Source organism: Pseudomonas fluorescens (assembly GCF_019212185.1).
GTDB lineage: Bacteria > Pseudomonadota > Gammaproteobacteria > Pseudomonadales > Pseudomonadaceae > Aquipseudomonas.
On record NZ_CP078138.1, the window covers coordinates 2,007,507 to 2,027,677 of the forward strand.

At 61.0% G+C, this 20,171-nt stretch carries 18 protein-coding genes and 1 pseudogene; 13 read left to right on the top strand and 6 right to left on the bottom strand.

What is annotated here, in order from left to right:
• Positions 1-17: 17 nt before the first annotated feature.
• The 5 genes and pseudogenes from fabB to KW062_RS08980 all read right to left on the bottom strand — a co-directional run bounded on the left by fabB (position 18) and on the right by KW062_RS08980 (position 6,946).
• Positions 18-1,238, bottom strand: coding sequence for a beta-ketoacyl-ACP synthase I (fabB, locus tag KW062_RS08960; RefSeq protein WP_008016529.1), 1,221 nt, complete (start codon positions 1,236-1,238; stop codon positions 18-20).
• Positions 1,239-1,249: 11 nt separating this feature from the next.
• Positions 1,250-1,765, bottom strand: a complete 516-nt coding sequence (fabA, locus tag KW062_RS08965) for a 3-hydroxyacyl-[acyl-carrier-protein] dehydratase FabA (RefSeq protein ID WP_027621097.1) — start codon at positions 1,763-1,765, stop codon at positions 1,250-1,252.
• Between the two features lie 248 nt (positions 1,766-2,013).
• Positions 2,014-3,895: pseudogene (locus tag KW062_RS08970) on the bottom strand (ATP-binding protein).
• Positions 3,892-4,764: an ABC transporter substrate-binding protein gene (locus tag KW062_RS08975; RefSeq protein ID WP_256350924.1), complete on the bottom strand. Its 873-nt coding sequence runs from the start codon at positions 4,762-4,764 to the stop codon at positions 3,892-3,894. The pseudogene KW062_RS08970 and the gene KW062_RS08975 overlap by 4 nt, the downstream one beginning before the upstream one ends.
• A gap of 58 nt (positions 4,765-4,822) precedes the next feature.
• Positions 4,823-6,946, bottom strand: a complete 2,124-nt coding sequence (locus tag KW062_RS08980) for a TonB-dependent receptor plug domain-containing protein (RefSeq protein WP_027621100.1) — start codon at positions 6,944-6,946, stop codon at positions 4,823-4,825.
• Positions 6,947-7,142: 196 nt separating this feature from the next.
• Between KW062_RS08980 and KW062_RS08985 the strand changes: the two genes are divergently transcribed.
• The 11 genes from KW062_RS08985 (at position 7,143) to pyrF (ending at position 16,537) form a co-directional block, all read left to right on the top strand.
• Positions 7,143-8,168, top strand: coding sequence for an NAD(P)H-dependent glycerol-3-phosphate dehydrogenase (locus KW062_RS08985; RefSeq protein WP_027621101.1), 1,026 nt, complete (start codon positions 7,143-7,145; stop codon positions 8,166-8,168).
• Positions 8,169-8,191: 23 nt separating this feature from the next.
• Positions 8,192-8,539 carry a DUF4389 domain-containing protein gene (locus KW062_RS08990; RefSeq protein WP_027621102.1) on the top strand — a complete coding sequence of 116 codons (348 nt, stop codon included), beginning with the start codon at positions 8,192-8,194 and terminating at the stop codon, positions 8,537-8,539.
• Entirely contained in the window at positions 8,536-8,994 is a 459-nt protein-coding gene (gene sixA / locus KW062_RS08995; protein ID WP_105754379.1) for a phosphohistidine phosphatase SixA, read from the top strand. Before KW062_RS08990 ends, sixA begins: the two co-directional genes overlap by 4 nt.
• Positions 8,995-9,136: 142 nt before the next feature.
• The gene (locus tag KW062_RS09000) at positions 9,137-10,804 is read left to right on the top strand and encodes an AMP-binding protein (protein WP_105754380.1); all 1,668 of its coding nucleotides are present in this window, start codon (positions 9,137-9,139) and stop codon (positions 10,802-10,804) included.
• Positions 10,805-10,834: 30 nt separating this feature from the next.
• Positions 10,835-11,278: a hotdog fold thioesterase gene (locus KW062_RS09005; RefSeq protein WP_027621105.1), complete on the top strand. Its 444-nt coding sequence runs from the start codon at positions 10,835-10,837 to the stop codon at positions 11,276-11,278.
• A 133-nt stretch (positions 11,279-11,411) separates the two neighbouring features.
• The gene (locus tag KW062_RS09010; RefSeq protein ID WP_027621106.1) at positions 11,412-12,218 is read left to right on the top strand and encodes an alpha/beta fold hydrolase; all 807 of its coding nucleotides are present in this window, start codon (positions 11,412-11,414) and stop codon (positions 12,216-12,218) included.
• Positions 12,215-13,066: an alpha/beta fold hydrolase gene (locus KW062_RS09015; protein WP_027621107.1), complete on the top strand. Its 852-nt coding sequence runs from the start codon at positions 12,215-12,217 to the stop codon at positions 13,064-13,066. Before KW062_RS09010 ends, KW062_RS09015 begins: the two co-directional genes overlap by 4 nt.
• 50 nt (positions 13,067-13,116) lie before the next feature.
• Positions 13,117-13,776: a glutathione S-transferase family protein gene (locus KW062_RS09020; protein ID WP_105754381.1), complete on the top strand. Its 660-nt coding sequence runs from the start codon at positions 13,117-13,119 to the stop codon at positions 13,774-13,776.
• A 23-nt stretch (positions 13,777-13,799) separates the two neighbouring features.
• On the top strand, positions 13,800-14,606 hold the full coding sequence (locus tag KW062_RS09025; protein WP_177433248.1) for a DUF4892 domain-containing protein: 807 nt from the start codon (positions 13,800-13,802) through the stop codon (positions 14,604-14,606).
• A 72-nt stretch (positions 14,607-14,678) separates the two neighbouring features.
• Positions 14,679-15,731, top strand: coding sequence for an AI-2E family transporter (locus KW062_RS09030; RefSeq protein ID WP_105754383.1), 1,053 nt, complete (start codon positions 14,679-14,681; stop codon positions 15,729-15,731).
• A 107-nt stretch (positions 15,732-15,838) separates the two neighbouring features.
• Positions 15,839-16,537 carry an orotidine-5'-phosphate decarboxylase gene (gene pyrF / locus KW062_RS09035; RefSeq protein ID WP_027621111.1) on the top strand — a complete coding sequence of 233 codons (699 nt, stop codon included), beginning with the start codon at positions 15,839-15,841 and terminating at the stop codon, positions 16,535-16,537.
• 42 nt (positions 16,538-16,579) lie between these two features.
• Here the strand turns inward: pyrF and KW062_RS09040 are convergent, their stop codons facing one another.
• Complete coding sequence (locus KW062_RS09040; protein WP_027621112.1) at positions 16,580-17,584, bottom strand: NADP-dependent oxidoreductase; 1,005 nt, start codon at positions 17,582-17,584, stop codon at positions 16,580-16,582.
• A gap of 232 nt (positions 17,585-17,816) precedes the next feature.
• On the opposite strand from KW062_RS09040, the gene KW062_RS09045 reads away from it, so the two are divergent.
• A complete protein-coding gene (locus tag KW062_RS09045) occupies positions 17,817-18,578 on the top strand; it encodes an SDR family oxidoreductase (protein WP_027621113.1) in 762 nt (253 codons plus the stop codon).
• 209 nt (positions 18,579-18,787) lie between these two features.
• Complete coding sequence (locus tag KW062_RS09050; protein ID WP_105754384.1) at positions 18,788-20,143, top strand: aminotransferase-like domain-containing protein; 1,356 nt, start codon at positions 18,788-18,790, stop codon at positions 20,141-20,143.
• The last annotated feature ends 28 nt before the right edge of the window (positions 20,144-20,171 follow it).

Here is a 20,171-nt window from a genome sequence, read left to right on the forward strand (position 1 = left end):
GGTTCAGCAGTGACGAATCACTTGCCTTCCCAGCGCTTCAGCACGAGGGTGGCGTTGGTGCCACCGAAGCCGAAGCTGTTACTCATCACGGTGTTGATGGTGGCGTTCTCGCGGGTCTTGGTCAGCACCGGCAGATCGGCCACTTCAGGGTCCAGTTCGTCGATGTTGGCCGAACCGGCGATGAAGTTACCTTCCATCATCAGCATGCAGTAGATCGCTTCGTGAACGCCTGCGGCGCCCAGGGAGTGGCCTGACAGGCTCTTGGTGGAGCTGATGGCTGGAGCCTTGTCGCCGAAGACTTCGCGCACACCTTTCATTTCCGCGACGTCGCCGACCGGAGTCGAGGTGCCGTGGGTGTTCAGGTAGTCGATCGGAGTGTCGACGGTGGACAGCGCCTGCTGCATGCAGCGGATTGCGCCTTCGCCACTTGGGGCGACCATGTCGTAGCCATCGGAAGTCGCGCCGTAGCCAACGATTTCCGCGTAGATCTTCGCGCCACGGGCCAGAGCGTGCTCCAGCTCCTCGACCACGACCATGCCACCACCGCCGGCGATGACGAAGCCGTCACGGTCGGCATCGTAGGCACGGGAGGCTTTTTCCGGGGTGTCGTTACGCTTGCTGGACAGTGCACCCATGGCGTCGAACAGGAACGATTGGCTCCAATGCTCTTCTTCACCGCCGCCGGCGAACACGATGTCCTGTTTGCCCATCTGGATCTGTTCCATGGCGGTACCGATGCAGTGAGCACTGGTGGCGCAGGCAGAAGCGATGGAGTAGTTCAGGCCCTTGATCTTGAACGGGGTGGCCAGGCAAGCGGAAACGGTGCTGCTCATGGTCCGCGTCACGCGGTATGGGCCAACGCGCTTCACGCCTTTCTCGCGCAGGATGTCCAGCGCTTCCATCTGGTTCAGGGTCGATGCGCCACCGGAGCCGGCGATCAGGCCGGTACGCGGGTTGGAAACCTGCTCTTCGGTCAGGCCGGAGTCAGCGATAGCGTCTTTCATGGCCAGGTAGGCGTAAGCCGCCGCGTGGCCGACGAAGCGATAGATCTTGCGATCGATCAGTTCTTCAAGGTTGAGGTCAATGGAGCCGGAAACCTGGCTACGCAGACCCATTTCGGCATATTCCGGGTTGAACCGGATGCCCGGGCGGCTTGCACGCAGGTTAGCGGAGACGGTCTCTTTGTCATTGCCCAGGCACGAAACGATGCCCAGACCAGTGATAACGACGCGGCGCATGCGAATAACCCTTAGAAGTTGTCAGTGGAGGTGAATACGCCGACCCGTAGGCCTTCGGCGGTGTAGATCTCGCGGCCGTCAACGCTGACCGAACCATCGGCGATGGCCAGGTTCAGTTTGCCTTTGAGTACGCGCTTGATCTGGATGTTGTAGGTAACTTTGCTGGCGGTCGGCAGGACCTGACCAAAGAACTTCACTTCGCCCGAACCCAGGGCGCGACCGCGGCCTGGCAGGCCTTGCCAGCCGAGGAAGAAGCCAACCAGTTGCCACATGGCATCGAGGCCCAGGCAGCCTGGCATCACCGGGTCACCTTCAAAGTGGCAGGCAAAGAACCACAGGTCCGGGGTGATATCCAGCTCGGCGACCAATTCACCTTTGCCGTACTTGCCACCCTCTTCGCTGATGTGGGTGATGCGATCCACCATCAACATGTTCGGGGCGGGCAGTTGCGCGTTACCTGGGCCGAACAGCTCACCGCGACTGCAGCGCAGCAGATCTTCCCGGGTAAAGGCGTTTTGTTTGGTCATGCGAGCTCCTCAATAATCCCATGCGGCAGGTGGGGCGAATCTTCCCGGCCGCTACAAGGCATTCATGCCTGGTAACGGCAGCCTACTCATAGACTATTGCGTTGTAGTGAAAGTCACAGGACAAGGGACATGAATGTACACTTGTGCACTGAAATTATTATTCAAGCCCAAAAACGAGCCTGTCGAGGTGTCTAAGACTGCCGCACTTTCGCCTTTCACGCCAGTCACAGATGCTCGATAACCGCGTACTACTGCAGCCAACGCTGGAGAATTTGCTGCAGATCAGTGCGTTTGAAAGGCTTCGCCAGGTAATCGTTCATGCCCGCCGACAAACACGCTTCCCGGTCACCCTGCAGGGCGTTGGCAGTCAGGGCGATGATCGGCACGTCGGCGCAGCCGGGCAATTGGCGGATTTGCCGCGTCGCTTCGTAGCCGTCGATGATTGGCAGCCGGCAATCCATCAGAATCGCCTCGTACCGCAGGCCTTCGGCGCTCTGCACGGCCTGTGCACCGTCGTCGGCAAGGCTAACGGTAAAGCCCAGGCTGCGCAGCATTGCTTCAATCACGGTCTGGTTAACCGGGTTGTCCTCCACCAGCAGGACATGACGCCCGGCACCGTTGACGGTCGTGGCTCGCGGCGCCGGAGTGGGCGGTGGCAAGGCCTGGCGGGACAGGGCCAAGGGAATTTCGAGAGTAAAGACCGAGCCCCGGCCTTCTTCGCTTTGCGCGCGCAGCGTACCGCCCATGCGTTCGGCCAGGGCTCGGGCAATGGGCAGACCCAGGCCTGTGCCGCCGTAGCGGCGGGAGATTGAACTGTCGGCTTGCTGGAAGGCATTGAACATCGGTTCCAGGTTGTCGGCGGCGATGCCAATGCCGCTGTCGCGCACGGTGCAGGTAAACCAGAGCAATTCATGATCGAGGGATTGCCACTGCGGTTCGATGGTCACCTGGCCGCGTTCAGTAAACTTCAAGGCGTTGCCGATCAGGTTGACCAGAACCTGCCGGATCCGCGTAGGGTCGCCTTGGACTTGCAGTGCCTGCATACCTTCGGGTAGCTGCAGTTGCAGCTTCAGGCCGCGCTGCACGGCGCTGTGGGCGAAGGCCTGGGCGCAACTGCTGATCAAGTCGGCGAGATTGAATGCGATGTGCTCCAACTCGAAGGGCGCGCGTTCGATACGGGAGAAATCGAGAATATCGTTGATCACCTTGAGCAGGTGTTCGGTGGACTGGGAGGCCAGCGCCGCGTATTCCACCTGCTCATCGGTCATCTGCGTGGTTTCGAGCAGTTGCAGCATGCCCAGTACGCCATTCATGGCTCATCATTGCCAGGAAATCGGATTTTGCGCTGTTGGCCTTTTCTGCTTCCTCGCGGGTCTGGATCAACTGGGCCATGGCTTGCTGCTGGTCGTGGCTGGCGTGTTTCAGGCCGTCGGCGAGGTTGTTAATGTGCCGCGCCAGGCTGCCCAGTTCGGCATCATCGACAATCGGCAGCGGGGTACTGTAGTCGCCTTGCTGGATCGCTTTCACCGCATTGCCCATGGCGCTGATCGGCTCGGACAGGCTGGCGGCGAGGCGACGCGCCAGGACGAAAGTGAAGAGCAGGGCGAACAGCGCGAGAATCCCGGCCTTGAGCACGATTTCCTGTTGGCGCTGGTTGAAGGCGTCGTTGGACATGCCGACCACCACCCGTCCCAAATAATCCTCGGCGACTCCGCCATTCGGCGGCGCGCCCTGCAGAAAGTCATTGTTCAGCGAGATGCGCTGCAGGCGCACCGGGGCCTGGAACACTTCGACCAGTTGCGATGTTTCCCTGGAGAGCGACGGCTGCTCGACATGCACCAGGATGTTGTTGGCGCTGTCGCGGACCTGCAGGAAGCGCACATGGGGCGTGGCCAGGGTCGCCTTCATTAGGCTTTCGAGGACTTCCTTGTTGCCGGAAATCACCCCGTACTCGGTGGCGGGGGCCAGTTGGTTGGCGATCAATTGCCCGGTGTGGTTGAGCTCCTGGCGCAGATCCTGGATGCGCACGAAGGTAAAGAAGCTGATCAGCAGCAGGGTCAGCAGCAAGGCCGGACCGAGACTGATCACCTGGGTGCGGGTGCTGATACCCCAGTGGCGGCGCAAGGTCATGGAGTCGATTCTCCTTCGGCCAACTGAAGAGAGACCGTCGCCGGGTCAATTTGCTCGATTCCCAGCGATCGCGCCACTTGCGGGTTACTCGCCACCTTGAACCGCTTGGGATACAGGCTGCGAGGCCAGATGGAGGGCGGACGGTCGAGCAGGTCGTCAAGGATCGCCAGCCAGTCGTCCTGATCGCTGTAGCTACTGGCCAGGCTGCCGGCCTTGACGAAACCCGCATTGGGGCCGATCAGCGCTTGTTGCTGGCTGTAGCTGCTCAGTAGCAGGTTTTTCGCGGTGCTTGCATTAAACAACTCGGCGTCATCAAGCCCCAGTAGCACATCGCTGTTCTTCAGCAGCGCTTGCAGAGGCCGGCTGTCGCGGGTGTCGTCCCAACGTTCGGCGACGATTTCCAGGCCCATGTGCTGAGCGCTGCCATGCAGTTCCTTGAGCAGGAATTCGCTGTTTTTGCCGTACACCACGCCGACTCGCCTGGCTTGCGGCAGCAGGATCCGGGTCAGACGCAATTGACGGCTCAGGGGCGGATCGCTCCAGAGTAGGCACAGGTGCATGGGCCGGGTTTCGCCGACGCGCTGATTGGCTTGCACGCGGCTGACCCGCAGCACCAGGGTGGGCGGCCCCTGATTGTCCTGCAGGCGCCAGTCAAGGCTGGCCAGGTCCAGCAGAATCAGGCGGGTAGTGGTGGGGATCCGCGACGGTGCCGGCAACTGATCAAGGACGATAAAGCGCACAGTGTCTTTGGGTCGCCGTTCAGCGAGGGCCTGGGTGAACGCTTGCATGCCAGGGCTGTTCTCGGCACCGGTCAGCAGCACATCGGCTGCCCGCGCTGGCACTGCGCACAGGCTGGCGAGCAGCAGCATGCACGACCAACACCATAGTCTGCTCACTGCGCGAGTCACTCTGCGGGCCTGGTTCATATCAGAACGTCAACTCGGCGCTGAAATACACCACGTGACGCGAGTCGTAGTTATTGTCGGCGTAGGTGGTGGGTTGCGGATCGAGCCGCTGCTGCAGCATGCCGGCCAGCTCCAGGCTGGTCTTGCCCAGCAGCAGCCGTTTGGCGATGCGCGTATCGACACGTTCGAAGCGGTAACCATTGAGCGCATCAGCGCCATAGTAGAAGAGGGCGCTGCTCCAGCCTTGCCCCCAATCCCGCAGCCAGCCGGCGGAACCGCTGTGGCGCGCGGTCAATGGCTCATCCAGAGGGCTGCTGGCCTGCGCATCGACATAGGCGTAGGTCAGGCGCAGCCGATCGGCGGCGGTCACGCGCCAGTCGAGCTGGGCTTCGCCACCCTGGAAGCGCGCGGTGTTGGCGTTGCTGGCAATGTACTGATTGTTGCGCAGGGGCTCACTGATCATGCCGGTGATTTCGTCATGGAACAGTTTCGCGTCGAGGTTCAGCCCAAAGTCCGGGAAGAAACCGTTGTAGCCCACTTCACGCGAGCGCATGTGCTCTTGCTCCAGATCGCCCGGACCGCGGGTCCTGACGAAATAGCGGGCACTGCTCCGGCCGTAGGCGGCGGGCTGCAGTCCGTTGACCTGGTAACTCCAGTTGACGTTGTCCTCGAACATGTCCGGGGAGCGCACGGCTTCCGAATAGACCGCCCGCAGGCCGTGGCGCGGATTGATCAGGTAGTTGATCGCGAAGCGCGGTGTCAGCGAGTCGCCGATCAGGTAGTTGGTTTCGTACATGGCGCCGCCCTGCAGCAGCCAATGCTCAGTGGCACGCCACTCCAGTTGACCGAACAGACGCCAGGTCGTTTCAGCCAGGGTGCCATTGAAGTAGGTCTCGGAGTCGGCCCGGTCGTAACGGTAGTTCAGGCCGCTGACCAGTCGCAGGCTGTCGGAGAGGCCCAGGGTGTCCTGCACTTCCACTTCGTAGCGCGATTCGCGACTGCTTTGGTCGATGTCGCCGCACAGGGTTCGATTGGCGCCGCCTTTCCATTGCGCCAGCACCTGATTGGCCAGCGCTTGTTCCGCTGGTGCGGCGTAGGGTGCGCCGCTGCCGGTAAAGCTGTCCATGTGCCGCGCCAGTTGTTCGGCGTAGTTCGGGTTCAACTGCCAAAGCTCAGTCAACTGCGGGCTGAACGAGATCTCGGCATCGCAAGCGCGCCAGGTCTGTTGGCGATCCCAATGCTGGGCGGTGCCCTCGACATACAGGCTGTGATCAGGATCGAAGTCGAGATTCCAGCGCAGCGCGGTGGCATAGGTTTTGGCAATCACATCGGAACCGTTGCCTGAAGCGGTTATCCCGGAAAACACCGGACGATAGGTATAAGGCCGTTGGTTGCTGCCATCTTTGGCATTGAGTTGCCAATCGATGCTCTGCCGCTCATCGAGCGCCTGGCTGACAGCGAGGCTGAAGCGGTCCAGGCGCCGACTGTCGCGATAGTCCGTGCCCATTTGATGGGTGTCGAACCCATCGTCCTGCTGGCCGGACAGTGACAGGCGCATGTCGCCGGACGCCCAGCCGTTGCCGTGGCTGGCATACCAGTCGTTGATGCCGCGTTGACCGCGGGTAACCTTGACCCTCGAACCATGGCTGTGGGCGGGCGAGCGGGTAATGATATTGACCACCGCCATCAGGGCATTGGCGCCGTAGCTGACCGTATTGGGGCCACGAAAAACCTCGATCCGTTCGATGTCCTCCATCGCTACGGTGATGTCACTCCATTCCACGGTCGCCAGGCCGGCCCGGTAGAGTGAGCGGCCATCGAGCAGCACTTGCATGCGTCGCGCCTGGCTGGCGTTGGTGCCGTGATAATTGACGGTCGGCTGGTTGCCCGTGAGATTGCCGACCATCATCCCTGGCACCAGTCGCAGCACTTCGCTGATGTCCCGCGCGCCGCTGGCCTTGATCAGTTGGCTATCAATCACAGTCATGCTGCCCGGTACGGCGGCAGGCGATTGTTTGAGTCGGGTGGCCGTCAGCACTTGCGGCAACTGCGTGTTGTCGAGGAACAGGTCATCGGCCAGCAACGTGTCGCTGAAGATCAGCGCCAGGGCCAGCGACGAACGTAGAGGGCAGGGACCAGCAAACACGGAACAGCCTTGATACCGTTTGGAGGGGGCGCATGTTAACCGAGCCAGTTTATTTTTCCATTTACGTTATCAGCGTTTTCCTCGGATTTGTTGTCTAGCTTCCTACAAGTGTCGGTAATTTTCTCTGGGGCTGGCCGATGGTCGACCGCCCCGTATAATGCCGCCATCGCCACTGGTATGGATTAATGGATTGGATATGACAGAACAGCGCCCTATTGCGGTCCTGGGAGGCGGGAGTTTTGGTACCGCTGTGGCTAATTTGCTGGCGGAAAACGGTCATCCGGTTCGACAGTGGATGCGTGATCCCGATCAGGCCGAAGCCATTCGCGTCAATCGTGAGAATCCGCGCTACCTCAAAGGTATCAAAGTGCACTCGGCCGTGGAGCCGGTCACGGATTTACTGACGACCCTCAACGACTGCGACCTGTGTTTCGTTGCCTTGCCATCCAGCGCCCTGCGCTCGGTATTGGCCCCGCACGCTGAGCGTCTGAGCGGCAAGATGCTGGTTAGCCTGACCAAAGGCATTGAGGCGCAAACCTTCAAGTTGATGAGCGAAATTCTTCAAGAGATCGCACCGCAGGCGCGCATCGGCGTGCTGTCCGGGCCGAACCTCGCCCGTGAAGTGGCTGAGCACGCGCTGACGGCAACCGTGGTGGCCAGTGAGGACGAAGCGCTGTGCCAAGCGGTGCAGGCGGCATTGCATGGCCGGACGTTCCGCGTGTACGCCAGTGGCGACCGTTTTGGCGTTGAGTTGGGCGGTGCGCTGAAAAACGTCTACGCGATCATCGCCGGCATGGCGGTGGCGCTCGGAATGGGCGAGAACACCAAGAGCATGCTGATTACCCGGGCGCTGGCAGAAATGACCCGCTTTGCGGTGAATCAGGGCGCCAACCCGATGACGTTTCTCGGCCTGGCCGGCGTCGGCGACCTGATCGTCACCTGCTCCTCGCCCAAGAGCCGCAATTATCAAGTGGGCTTCGCCCTTGGCCAGGGCCTGAGCCTGGAAGAGGCCGTGACGCGCCTGGGCGAAGTGGCTGAAGGCGTTAACACTCTCAAAGTGCTCAAGGCCAAGGCTCAGGAAGTCGGGGTCTACATGCCACTGGTCGCCGGCCTGCACGCGATTCTGTTTGAAGGGCGCACGCTTGAACAGGTAATTGAACTGCTGATGCGCGGCGAACCGAAAACTGATGTCGATTTCATCTCTACCAGCGGTTTTAACTGAACACTCGAGCCAGGGAGCAACCCATGAACGAACCCAAAGTAGACGCCAAGTACGAATCCATTGCCCTGCGCGTGTTGTGGATGCTGGTGTTTGTGCTGGTCTGGCAGGTGGCGCAATTCCTGCTCGGCGCGCTGGTGGTGGTGCAGTTGATCTATCGACTGATTTACGGCGCCCCGAATGCCGGTCTGATGAACTTCGGCGATAGCCTGAGCCAGTTCCTTGCGCAGATCGGCCGTTTCGGCAGCTTTCACAGTGACCAGAAACCCTGGCCATTTGCCGACTGGCCAACCCCGCGCACCCCGGAAGGCGAGGCGCCCCATAGCGTCCCGCCAGCTCCGCACCCGGTTCGTGATGAGGAACCGAAGCTATGAAAATCTGGGTCCTGCGTCACGGCGAAGCTGAGCCGTACGGCTCGCGTCCTGATTCGGAACGAGCCCTGACCGAGCGGGGTCGCAAAGAGGTCCTGCGCAGTGCTGCGAAGTTGATGGGCAAACCCTTGACGGCGATTTACGCCAGCCCTTACCTGCGTGCGCAGCAGACGGCGCAGATCGTGCGTGAGGTTCTCGGTTTCACACCGGATCTGCGCACCGTTGAATGGTTGACGCCGGACAACCGTCCGCAAGCCGTGGCGGAGCAACTGGCCACCGCGGACAACGTGCTGCTGGTCAGTCACAACCCGCTGGTGAGCAACCTGCTGGGCTACCTGCAGCATGGTCATGTGCAGGCGCCGGAAACCGTCCACACCGCGACCCTGGCGGAGTTGGAGGGCGAGTGGCCAATGGCCGGGCTGATGAAGCTCAACAGCCTCAAGCACCCCAAGCACTGATCGGCGCGGCTCTTGGGCCGCTCAACGCAGCTGGCGACATGGGCTGGGGCCGCGTTGAATATCTTTGTTTACAATTGCCAACCAAGCAATCGCTTGGTTGGTCTACGCTTGCCGCCACATCGAACAAAAAGGAGCGCCCGCCATGTCCGCCGCTTTTCGTTTGCCGCTGCAAGTGTTCTACGAGCGAGAAGGTCGGCATCCCGCCCAGCGTTTTCTGGTGCAGCCGTCGGCCGGCGGCCAGGTGGAAACCCTGACCTGGGCCGACGTCGGTCATCAGGCCCGTTGTGCCGCACACTGGCTTCGGGCGCGCGAGTTGCCCCAGGGCAGCCACATTGCGCTGATCTCGAAAAACTGCGCGCACTGGATCATCGCCGACCTGGCGATCTGGATGGCCGGGCACGTTTCCGTTCCCCTTTACCCCAACCTGACGGCCGAATCAGTGGCCCAGGTGCTTGATCATTCCGAAGCGGCGCTTGCCTTCATTGGCAAGCTGGACGACTGGTCGGGCATGTCCCGAGGGGTCAGCGCCGACCTGCCAACTGTCAGCCTGCCGCTGTGTCCGGAAGGGATGTTCGACTTCAGTTGGGCCGACCTGCAGCGCTGCTCGCCAATCCAGGACAGCCCGACCCCGGCGGCCGACGCACTGGCGACCATCATCTATACCTCGGGGACCACGGGGTTGCCCAAGGGTGTGATGCACAACTTCGGCAACCTCGGATTTGCCGCGACCCGTGGCACTCAGCTGTTTAACCTCAACGAGTCGGATCGACTGCTGTCGTACCTGCCACTGTGTCATGTGGCCGAGCGCATGTTTGTCGAGTTGGCGTCGATCTACACGGGCCAGACGGTGTTCTTCGCCGAAAGTCTGGACACCTTCCTGGTGGATCTACGGCGTGCGCGCCCCACGGCGCTGTTCGGTGTTCCGCGTATCTGGACCAAATTTCAAATGGGCGTGTACAACAAGATCCCGGCCAAGCGCCTCGATCTGCTGTTGGGCTTGCCGATCATCGGCAAGCGCGTCGGGCACAAGGTGCTCGCCGGCCTGGGGCTGGATGCGCTGCGCGTTGCCCTGTCCGGTGCCGCCCCGGTGCCGCTGGCATTACTCAATTGGTACAAACGCCTCGGGCTGGATGTGCTTGAGGTCTACGGCATGACCGAAAGCTGCGGTTACTCGCATATTTCCCTGGCAGGACAGCAGCGGTCGGGCTGGATCGGCAAGCCGTGCCCGGAAGTAGAGGTTCGCATCGACGAGGCGGGCGAGGTCCAGGTGCGCAGCGGTGCGAACATGCAGGGTTACTTCAAAGAGCCGCGCAAGACCGCCGAAACCCTGACTGAGGACGGCTTTTTGCGCACGGGCGACAAGGGTGAGCAGGACGCCGAAGGCTATTTGCGCCTGACCGGGCGGCTCAAGGAAATCTTCAAGACCAGCAAAGGCAAGTACGTTGCGCCGGCGCCAATTGAAAATCGTCTGGCGGTGCATAACCGCATCGAACAGGTGTGCGTGGTGGGCGATGGGCTGAGCGCGCCGCTGGGGCTTTGCGTGTTGTCCGCCGTCGGCCTGCAGGACGCCACCAGTTCTGCGCGTAACGCCTTGCAGACGAGCCTGGAGCGCCTGCTCGAAGAGGTCAATGGGGCCCTCGACAAGCATGAGCGCTTGCGCCGTCTGGTGGTGGTCAAGGACAGTTGGGCGGTCGAGAACGGTTTCCTGACCCCGACGCTGAAGATCAAGCGCAATGTGATCGAGGCGACTTACGGAGCACGCTTCGAAGAATGGAGCGCCCGCAGCGAAGCCGTGCTATGGCAGGATTGACGTACAACAACACCAACAAGGGATGAAGTGATGAGTCTGTGGCGTACCACCCCGAACATTGAACAACTGAATGCGATTCAGAAAAACACCATCGGTGAAGTACTGGACATCCGTTTCGAGTCCTTCGACGAGCAGTCACTGACCGCGAGCATGGTCATCGACCATCGTACTCATCAGCCCTACGGCTTGTTGCATGGCGGCGCGTCGGTGGTGCTCGCCGAATCGGTTGGTTCGATGGCCAGCTACCTGTGCATCGATACCAGCAAGTTTTATTGCGTGGGCCTGGAAATCAATGCCAACCACCTGCGCGGCCTGCGCAGTGGACGCGTCACGGCGGTGGCCACACCGATTCACATCGGGCGCACCACCCATGTCTGGGACATTCGCCTGAGCAGCGATGAGGGCAAGGCCAGTTGCGTGTCGCGCCTGACCATGGCGGTGGTGCCGCTGGGTGAAAATCCGCCGGCACGCTGAGCTACCAAGGCCGGGCTGCAGGGAGCAATCGCGGCGATGGCCTGACTGTCATCATTCATGGCAGTTACGGTCATTGCTGTAGGGCGGCGTCTTACGGACAATCAAGGTTGATTTCGTTTATGGACGCGCCGTTATGCCGCAGCAGATTTTTTTCGCCCATGCCAATGGCTTTCCTTCAGGTACCTACGGCAAGTTGTTCGCCGCACTGGCGCCTGAATATCGGGTCGCGCATCTGCAGCAGCACGCCCATGACCCCAGGTTTCCGGCGGACGATAACTGGTACAACCTGGTGGATGAGCTGATCCACCACCTGGAACAGCAACCCGAGCCGGTATGGGGCGTCGGGCATTCCTTTGGCGGTGTCCTGCACCTGCACGCGGCCCTGCGTTGTCCACAGCTTTATCGCGGCGTGGTGATGCTTGATTCGCCGGTACTGACCCGTTCCGATCAATGGATCATCCGCGCCGCCAAGCGCTTCGGCTTTATCGATCGCCTGACCCCGGCAGGGCGTACGCTGGGGCGACGGGAAGAATTCGACGACCTGGAAGCGGCCCGTAGCTATTTCGCCGGCAAGAGCCTGTTTCGCGGTTTTGACCCCGAGTGTTTCGACGCCTACCTGCAGCACGGTCTGCATCAGGTGGGTGATCGCCTGCGCCTGCGTTTCGATCCGGCTACTGAAATCAATATCTACCGCGGTGTACCCCATACCAGCCCGGGGCGCACACGCCAGTTGCAAGTGCCTCTGGCCGTGGTGCGTGGTCGCCAGAGCCGGGTGGTGATGCGTCATCACGCCAACGCTGTCGATCGCATGCCACAGGGTGAGGCGCTGAGCGTGCCGGGAGGGCACATGTTTCCCCTTGAACAGCCACACAACACCGCTGCGCTGATCAAGGACCTGTTCCAGCGCTGGCAAGGTCGCTGCGACCGGAGTTGCGCATGAGCGGCGTCGAGGAAGTGCGCCTGAACCTGCCTCACATCGAGCTGGCCGCCCATCTGTTCGGGCCTGAAGATGGCCTGCCGGTGATCGCCTTGCACGGCTGGCTGGACAATGCCAACAGCTTTGCGCGTCTGGCGCCGAAACTTCAGGGGCTGCGCATCGTCGCCCTGGACATGGCCGGGCACGGTCATTCCGGGCATCGCCCCCCAGGTGCCGGATACGCGCTGTGGGACTACGCCTACGACGTGCTGCAAGTTGCCGAGCAGCTTGGCTGGGAGAGGTTTGCCCTGCTGGGGCACTCCCTGGGAGCAATTGTTGCGCTGGTGCTCGCCGGGGCCATGCCCGAGCGCGTTACTCACCTGGCGCTGATCGATGGGGTCATTCCACCGACCGCCGAGCACGACAACGCAGCTGAACGCATGGGCATGGCCTTGCAGGCCCAGCTCGATCTGCTGGGCAAAACCAAGCCGGTGTATCCGACCCTGGAACGCGCCGTGGAAGTGCGCATGAAGGGCTTGGTCGCGGTTAGTCGCGAGGCCGCCGAGTTGCTCGCCCAGCGCGGCCTGATGCCGGTTCCGGGTGGCTACACCTGGCGCACTGACAGCCGCCTGACACTGCCTTCAGCCTTGCGCCTGTCCAGCGAACAGGCGATGTCGTTCGCCCTGCGCCGAACCTGCCCGGCGCACCTGGTGGTCGCCGAGGACGGCATGCTCGGCAAACATCCCGAATTGCTGGAGCGTCTACCCTTCAGTCGCGAACAGCTGCCGGGCGGCCATCATCTGCACTTGAACGACGAGCACGGTGCAACCCTTGTTGCAGACTGTTTCAATCGGTTCTTCGCCATTCCTTGACTTGCCGCGGGCAACTGTCGAGGCTGGGCGGGTTGAAATGGGAGACAACCATGATAGATCTCTACACCGCTGCGACCCCGAATGGCTACAAGGTCTCTATCGTGCTCGAAGAGCTCGGCATGCCCTACACGGTGCATGCCCTGAGTTTCGACAAGAAGGAACAAAAGACCCCCGAGTTTCTCAAGATCAATCCCAATGGCCGGATCCCGGCGATTGTCGATCGTGCCAACGGCGATTTCGCCGTGTTCGAGTCCGGCGCGATTCTTCTGTACCTGGCAGAACTGAGCGGGCAACTGCTGCCCAAAGATCCCAAGGGACGTTCCCTGGTCATCCAGTGGTTGATGTTCCAGATGGGGGGAGTCGGGCCGATGCAGGGCCAGGCGAATGTGTTTTTCCGCTACTTCCCGGAAAAGCTCCAGGGCGCCATCGACCGCTACCAGCATGAAACCCGCCGTCTCTATGAAGTGCTCGACAGCCGCCTGCAAAGCGTCGAATTCCTCGCCGACACCTACAGCATTGCCGACATCGCCACCTACCCCTGGGTCCGTGGTCATGAGTGGTCCGGTATCTCGGTCGACGGCTTGCCGGCCCTGCAGCGCTGGATGGCAACCATGGCCGGGCGTGACGCGGTGCAGCGTGGTTTGCGGGTCCCGCAGCGGATCGACGATGCCAGTGTCATCAAGGGCGCCCAGTCCATGTTGATCCGATGAGAGTCTCTTCAAGGTTGAAGCCCATGCGTTTTATCAGTTTGCTGGTGGTTGGTTGTTTCAGTTCGCTGGCAGTGGCTGCCGATGTACCGGGCAGCCAGGATTTACCTTTGTTGCCCCGTCCGGACGACGCGCAAATCGTCGATTATCGTCAGGCCGCGCAACTGGAGCGGCTATACCCGATGGGTTCGATCCGCAAGATCAGTAACCGGATCCGCTCCGAGAGCCAGCTCAATCCCCGTGGGCAGTTGACCGCAGTGACCTATGAGTTGCCAGCGGAGCACACGGCCCAAGCGGCCTTCACCAACGCTCGGGAAACCTTGCAGAAGCAGGGCGCCGAACTGTTGTTCTGGTGTCAGGCGCGTGATTGCGGTGAAAACAGCCTGTGGGCCAATGAGGTCTTCGGCAACGCCAAGCTCTCCGGGGCCGATACCGAGCAGTCCTACCTGTTGCTGCGCCTGGCCGCACCACAGGACAACTCGCTGGTAGCGTTGTACAGCGTCACCCGAGGTAATCGCCGGGCCTACCTGCATGTCGAGCAGTTCGACGCCAGTGCGCCATTGGGCGAGGTGTTGCCCACTTCCGCGACCTTGCTGCGCCAGCTCAAGGACACCGGCAAGCTTGACCTGGCACGCCTGACCGGCGACCCGCAGGCGCTCTGGGTCACGCTGTTGTCCCGTGGACTGAACCTCGACACCACCTCTCGCGTCAGTATTTCCGGTACTCAGGCCGAGGCCTGGCGCCAGGCCCTGATCGCCGCAGGCGTGCGCAACGCTCGACTGGAACTGGGCGAGATGCAAGCGCCAGGCCTGCATTTCGAACTCTTGCGTTAAGCTCTGTGCAGGCGGACGCGCCATCGGCTGTCCGCCCGTGCACCTTTTGACTAACCCTGTTCGAGATTGTCCATGCTCAATAACGATCGCCTGTTGGTGCAAATCCTCCTTCTGGTGTTATTTGGTGCCAGCTTCTGGGTGATGGCGCCCTTCTGGTCGGCGCTGTTCTGGGGCGCGGTGCTGGCGTTTGCCAGTTGGCCGCTGATGCGTCTGTTGACCGGTTGGCTCAAGGGGCGCGAATCCCTGGCAGCGGCATTGCTGACCCTGTGCTGGATGCTGCTGGTGGCGGCGCCACTGGTTTGGCTGGGCTTGAATTTGGCGGATCACGTGCGCGATGCCACGGCCTTTATCAAGGACGTGCAGGTCGACGGCCTGCCCGAGGCACCACTGTGGTTGGCCGGCGTGCCGCTGGTGGGCGGGCGGTTGGTGGGTATCTGGAACAGCATCGACCAGCAAGGTGCCGCATTGATGGTGGCGATCAAGCCGCACCTCGGGCAGGTCGGTAACTGGTTGCTGGCGCGCAGTGCGCAGATCGGCGGCGGTATCCTTGAACTGACCCTGAGTATCGTTTTCGTGTTCTTCTTCTATCGGGATGGTCCACGCCTGGCGATGTTCGTTCATCGCCTGCTGGAGCGCCTGATTGGTGATCGTGCCGGTTATTACATCGAACTCGTAGCCGGGACGGTCCAGCGCGTGGTCAACGGGGTCATTGGTACGGCGGCGGCGCAGGCGCTGCTGGCGCTGATCGGCTTCCTGATCGCCGGTGTGCCGGGGGCGCTGGTGCTGGGCATCGTGACCTTCCTGCTCAGCCTGATTCCCATGGGCCCGCCGTTGGTATGGATTCCGGCCACTGCCTGGCTGGTGTGGAAGGGCGAGTATGGTTATGCGGTATTCCTGGGGATCTGGGGTACGTTCATCATCAGCGGTGTGGATAATGTCCTGAAACCTTACCTGATCAGCCGTGGTGGCAATCTGCCGCTGGTAATCGTGCTGCTCGGGGTGTTCGGCGGTTTGATCGCCTTTGGCTTCATTGGCCTGTTCATTGGTCCAACCCTGCTGGCGGTGGCGTATAGCCTCCTGACTGACTGGAGCAAGAGCCAGGCGCGGGTAGAAGAGAGGCGCTGAGCCTGGGGTTTTTAGGGGTAAAGGATGATTTACCGATCATCGGGTCCCGGACGGGCTCGTGTTCCGCTACAATGCGCGCCGATTTCGACTTGCCTGAGAGCCCACTCATGTCCGCCTGCCAGACTCCTATCATCGTCGCCCTGGATTTCCCTACCCGTGACGCCGCACTGAAACTGGCGGACCAGTTGGACCCGAAGCTGTGCCGCGTCAAGGTCGGTAAAGAGTTGTTCACCAGCTGCGCTTCGGAAATTGTCGGCACCCTGCGCGACAAGGGTTTTGAAGTGTTCCTCGACCTGAAATTCCACGACATCCCGAATACCACCGCCATGGCCGTCAAGGCCGCGGCCGAGATGGGCGTGTGGATGGTCAATGTGCATTGCTCCGGTGGCCTGCGCATGATGGCGGCCTGCCGCGAAGTGCTGGATCAGCGCAGCGGTCCGAAGCCGTTGCTGATCGGCGTGACCGTGCTGACCAGCATGGAGCGTGAGGATCTGGCCGGTATCGGCCTGGACATCGAACCACAGGAGCAAGTGCTGCGCCTGGCGGCCCTGGCGGAAAAAGCCGGGATGGATGGCCTGGTGTGCTCGGCGCTGGAAGCCCAAGCCCTGAAGGCGGCGCACCCGTCGCTGCAACTGGTGACCCCGGGAATCCGTCCGGCAGGCAGCGCCCAGGACGACCAGCGCCGGATCCTGACCCCGCGCCAGGCGCTGGACGCCGGCTCCGATTACCTGGTGATCGGTCGTCCGATCAGCCAGGCGGCCGATCCGGCCAAGGCATTGGCCGACGTCGTCGCCGAACTGGCCTGAGGTTTTGCGGGAGCCGCCTGGCGGCTCCCGCAATGCTTTGCGTCACACTTTCAGCACCAGCTTGCCGAAGTTCTCGCCGTTGAACAGCTTCATCAGGGTTTCGGGGAACGTCTCCAGCCCTTCGACGATATCCTCCTTGCTCTTGAGCTGCCCTTTGGCCATCCAACCGGCCATCTCCTGGGCGGCACTGGCGTATTGCGCCGCATAATCCATCACCACGAAGCCCTCCATGCGCGCGCGATTGACCAGTAGCGACAGGTAGTTGGCCGGGCCCTTGACCGCTTCCTTGTTGTTGTACTGACTGATGGCACCGCAGATCACTACCCGGGCCTTGAGGTTCAGGCGGCTGAGCACCGCATCGAGGATGTCACCGCCGACGTTGTCGAAGTACACGTCCACGCCTTTCGGACATTCGCGCTTGAGACCGGCCACCACGTCCTCGCTCTTGTAGTCGATGGCGCCGTCGAAACCCAGTTCATCGACCAGGAATTTGCACTTGTCGGCACCCCCGGCAATCCCCACCACTCGGCAGCCCTTGAGCTTGGCTATCTGCCCGGCAATGCTGCCTACGGCGCCGGCTGCACCGGACAGCACCACGGTATCACCGGCTTTCGGTGCGCCGACATCTAGCAGGGCGAAGTACGCGGTCATGCCGGTCATGCCCAAGGCTGACAAATAACGCGGCAGCGGCGCCAGTTTCGGATCGACTTTGTAGAAACCCCGCGGCTCGCCGAGGAAGTAATCCTGCACGCCCAGTGCACCATTGACGTAGTCGCCCACGGCAAAGCCCGGATTGTTCGAGGCAATGACTTGGCCTACACCCAGCGCGCGCATGACTTCACCAATGGCCACCGGCGGAATGTAGGACTTGCCTTCATTCATCCAGCCACGCATGGCAGGGTCCAGCGACAAGTACTGGTTCTTGACCAGGATCTGACCCGCCGCTGGCTCACCGACCGGGACTTGCTGGTAGGTGAACGTCTCACGGGTCGCAGCGCCTACCGGGCGTTTGGCGAGCAGGAATTGACGATTGGTCTGGGCAGTCATGGCGGTCACTCAAGGGTGAAGGAAGACTGATTGATAGACCCTCGAGGTCGATGTCGCAAGGTCTGCCGTGCCAGCGAATACAACCCGATCCAAAGCAGTGATAGTTGGCCCGAGCTACTTATCACTGGGACTCATGGCTGGCCAACCGGCCCTTCAATAGTGCTGCCGCGCGTGGTGGGCGGGTGGCTAGACTGCCTGCAGTCGATCACTCCCATCTTTCGAGGGCATAACAATGAGCATGACGTTTTCTGGTCGGGTAGCGTTGGTGACGGGTGGTGCAGCCGGGATTGGTCGCGCAACCGCACAGGCATTTGCCGCCGAAGGGTTACAAGTAGTGGTTTCGGATCTTGATGCAGCCGGTGGCGAAGGGACGGTCGAGTTGATCCGCGCAGCAGGCGGTGAAGCGCTGTTTGTGCGCTGTAACGTTACCGACGAAAACGATGTGCAAAATTTGCTGGCGCAGGCAGTGAGTGCCTATGGACGCGTTGATTACGCCTTCAACAATGCGGGCATCGAGATCGAGAAGGGCAAGTTGGCCGATGGTTCCATCGATGAATTTGACGCAATCATGGGGGTAAACGTCAAAGGCGTCTGGTTGTGCATGAAGTACCAATTGCCGTTGATGCTGGCCCAGGGCGGCGGAGCCATCGTCAACACCGCATCGGTAGCTGGCCTTGGCGCGGCGCCGAAGATGAGCATCTACGCAGCGTCCAAGCATGCCGTCATTGGCCTGACCAAATCAGCGGCGATTGAATATGCGAAGAAAAAGATCCGCGTGAACGCGGTGTGCCCGGCGGTGATCGATACCGATATGTTCCGCAGGGCTTATGAGGCCGATCCGAAGAAAGCCGATTTCGCTGCCGCCATGCACCCGGTGGGGCGGATTGGCAAGGTGGAGGAGATTGCCAGTGCGGTGCTGTATCTGTGCAGCGATGGCGCGGCATTTACTACCGGACATTCGCTGGCCGTTGATGGCGGTGTGACTGCGTTCTGATCACTGGCTAGGTGCGGTAGTTTGTCAGCACGACAGCTGTCATTTGCGTGAGACTCGGCCCACATTCATGTGGGCTTTTTTAACTTCGGTGGAATGTGTTTCAAAGGGTTAGAGGCGGCCGTTTTGGTGGTTTTGTCGTACATATGCGACAGGCACGCTGTGCTTAACTGATTGCGGAAACACCCTCAAACAGTTGGAGTTGGACTCTCATGGAATTGAGAATCGATCGTCAGGCCCTTGTCCCCGTCGTGCAGCAAATCGTCGATGCCTTGAGCGGCTGGATTCGCCTCAGCGGCATCGAGCCTGGAACCCGTCTACCCTCTATTCGTCAACTTGCCCGTGACAACCTGCTCAGCCAGTCCTGTGTGGTAGAGGCCTATGAGCGCATGGTGGCGCAAGGAGTACTCGTGTCACGTCACGGCACAAGTTTTTTCGTGGCGATGCCCTCAAGCGCTCCCGAATTTTCCGCCAGCCCACGGAACAGTTTGCCCTTGGGGCACGGAGGCATGCCGGAGCATTGGCGTGAAAGCGATGACTTGGGCTACGCCATCTGCCAGGTGTCCCGCACCGACATGCAGGGCTTGTTCAGTTATAGCTCCGACTATGGGTTACCCGCTCTGCGTCAGCAGATTCTCAGGCGTTTGCGCTCGTTCAATATTGCCGCCGATGAAACGCAAGTGATCTCCACTACAGGGGCCACCCATGGCCTCGACCTGATCATTCGGGCGCTGCTCAAGCCGGGTGATTGCGTGGTGGTCGAAAATCCTGGCTACCCGAATCTTTTCGAACAATTGCGCCTGCACGGTGTGCGACTGCTGGAGGTGCCGCGCACGCCGCGCGGCCCGGATATCGAAGCCCTGGAAGCGCTGATGCGGTGCCACTCGCCGCGGGCTCTGTTTATCAACAGTCTGTGTCACAACCCTACGGGCACCAGCCTGTCATTGGAGGTGGCGCAACAACTGCTGGCGCTGGCCGAGCAGTACGGGGCAATGATTGTCGAGGACGATGTGTATGCCGATTTTCAGGGACGTAGCGCGGTTCGGCTGGCAGCATTGGATCGCTCCGGCTGTGTGATCTACGTGGGCAGCTTTTCGAAGACCCTCAGCAGCTCATTGCGGGTTGGTTTCGTAATGGCCGGTGAAGAAATTGCCGCGCGCCTGGCAACTGTGAAACGTATTACCAGCCTGGGAACCTCGCAATTCTGCGAGTCGGTACTCGCACAACTGCTGGCCAATGGTGCCTACCGTAAATTGATCCAGCGACAGCGCCTGCGGTTGCGCCATGACATGCGCGCAACGTTGCAGGTGCTGGAAGACCGGGAGTGGGAGGTGTTCGGCCAACCTACTGCAGGTTTGTACATCTGGGCGCGTCCGAAAAACCGTGATCGCCAACAGATTTGTGCGAGCGCGTTACTTCACGGTGTTTCGCTATCGTGTAGCAGCACCTTCAATGCAACGGGCCAGACCAGCGATTGGCTGCGTATCAATGTGGCGTACGCGGATGATGCGCGAGCGCTTGCCTTTTTCCAGGACTGTTCATTGTCAGATCGACCTCAAGCATCCTGAAAGCGACGCTTGTGTAGCTTTTTGCCAT

What these genes read in the sequence shown, in the direction of transcription:
- fabB (WP_008016529.1), bottom strand. Translation starts at nt 1,238, where the DNA reads ATGCGCCGCGTCGTTATCACTGGTCTGGGCATCGTTTCGTGCCTGGGC.
- sixA (WP_105754379.1), top strand. Translation starts at nt 8,536, where the DNA reads ATGAAAATCTGGGTCCTGCGTCACGGCGAAGCTGAGCCGTACGGCTCG.
- KW062_RS09050 (WP_105754384.1), top strand. Translation starts at nt 18,788, where the DNA reads ATGGAATTGAGAATCGATCGTCAGGCCCTTGTCCCCGTCGTGCAGCAA.
- KW062_RS09005 (WP_027621105.1), top strand. Translation starts at nt 10,835, where the DNA reads ATGAGTCTGTGGCGTACCACCCCGAACATTGAACAACTGAATGCGATT.
- KW062_RS08985 (WP_027621101.1), top strand. Translation starts at nt 7,143, where the DNA reads ATGACAGAACAGCGCCCTATTGCGGTCCTGGGAGGCGGGAGTTTTGGT.
- fabA (WP_027621097.1), bottom strand. Translation starts at nt 1,765, where the DNA reads ATGACCAAACAAAACGCCTTTACCCGGGAAGATCTGCTGCGCTGCAGT.
- KW062_RS09030 (WP_105754383.1), top strand. Translation starts at nt 14,679, where the DNA reads ATGCTCAATAACGATCGCCTGTTGGTGCAAATCCTCCTTCTGGTGTTA.
- KW062_RS09015 (WP_027621107.1), top strand. Translation starts at nt 12,215, where the DNA reads ATGAGCGGCGTCGAGGAAGTGCGCCTGAACCTGCCTCACATCGAGCTG.
- KW062_RS09020 (WP_105754381.1), top strand. Translation starts at nt 13,117, where the DNA reads ATGATAGATCTCTACACCGCTGCGACCCCGAATGGCTACAAGGTCTCT.
- KW062_RS09025 (WP_177433248.1), top strand. Translation starts at nt 13,800, where the DNA reads ATGCGTTTTATCAGTTTGCTGGTGGTTGGTTGTTTCAGTTCGCTGGCA.
- KW062_RS08990 (WP_027621102.1), top strand. Translation starts at nt 8,192, where the DNA reads ATGAACGAACCCAAAGTAGACGCCAAGTACGAATCCATTGCCCTGCGC.
- KW062_RS09045 (WP_027621113.1), top strand. Translation starts at nt 17,817, where the DNA reads ATGAGCATGACGTTTTCTGGTCGGGTAGCGTTGGTGACGGGTGGTGCA.
- KW062_RS09040 (WP_027621112.1), bottom strand. Translation starts at nt 17,584, where the DNA reads ATGACTGCCCAGACCAATCGTCAATTCCTGCTCGCCAAACGCCCGGTA.
- KW062_RS09010 (WP_027621106.1), top strand. Translation starts at nt 11,412, where the DNA reads ATGCCGCAGCAGATTTTTTTCGCCCATGCCAATGGCTTTCCTTCAGGT.
- pyrF (WP_027621111.1), top strand. Translation starts at nt 15,839, where the DNA reads ATGTCCGCCTGCCAGACTCCTATCATCGTCGCCCTGGATTTCCCTACC.
- KW062_RS09000 (WP_105754380.1), top strand. Translation starts at nt 9,137, where the DNA reads ATGTCCGCCGCTTTTCGTTTGCCGCTGCAAGTGTTCTACGAGCGAGAA.
- KW062_RS08975 (WP_256350924.1), bottom strand. Translation starts at nt 4,764, where the DNA reads ATGCTGCTGCTCGCCAGCCTGTGCGCAGTGCCAGCGCGGGCAGCCGAT.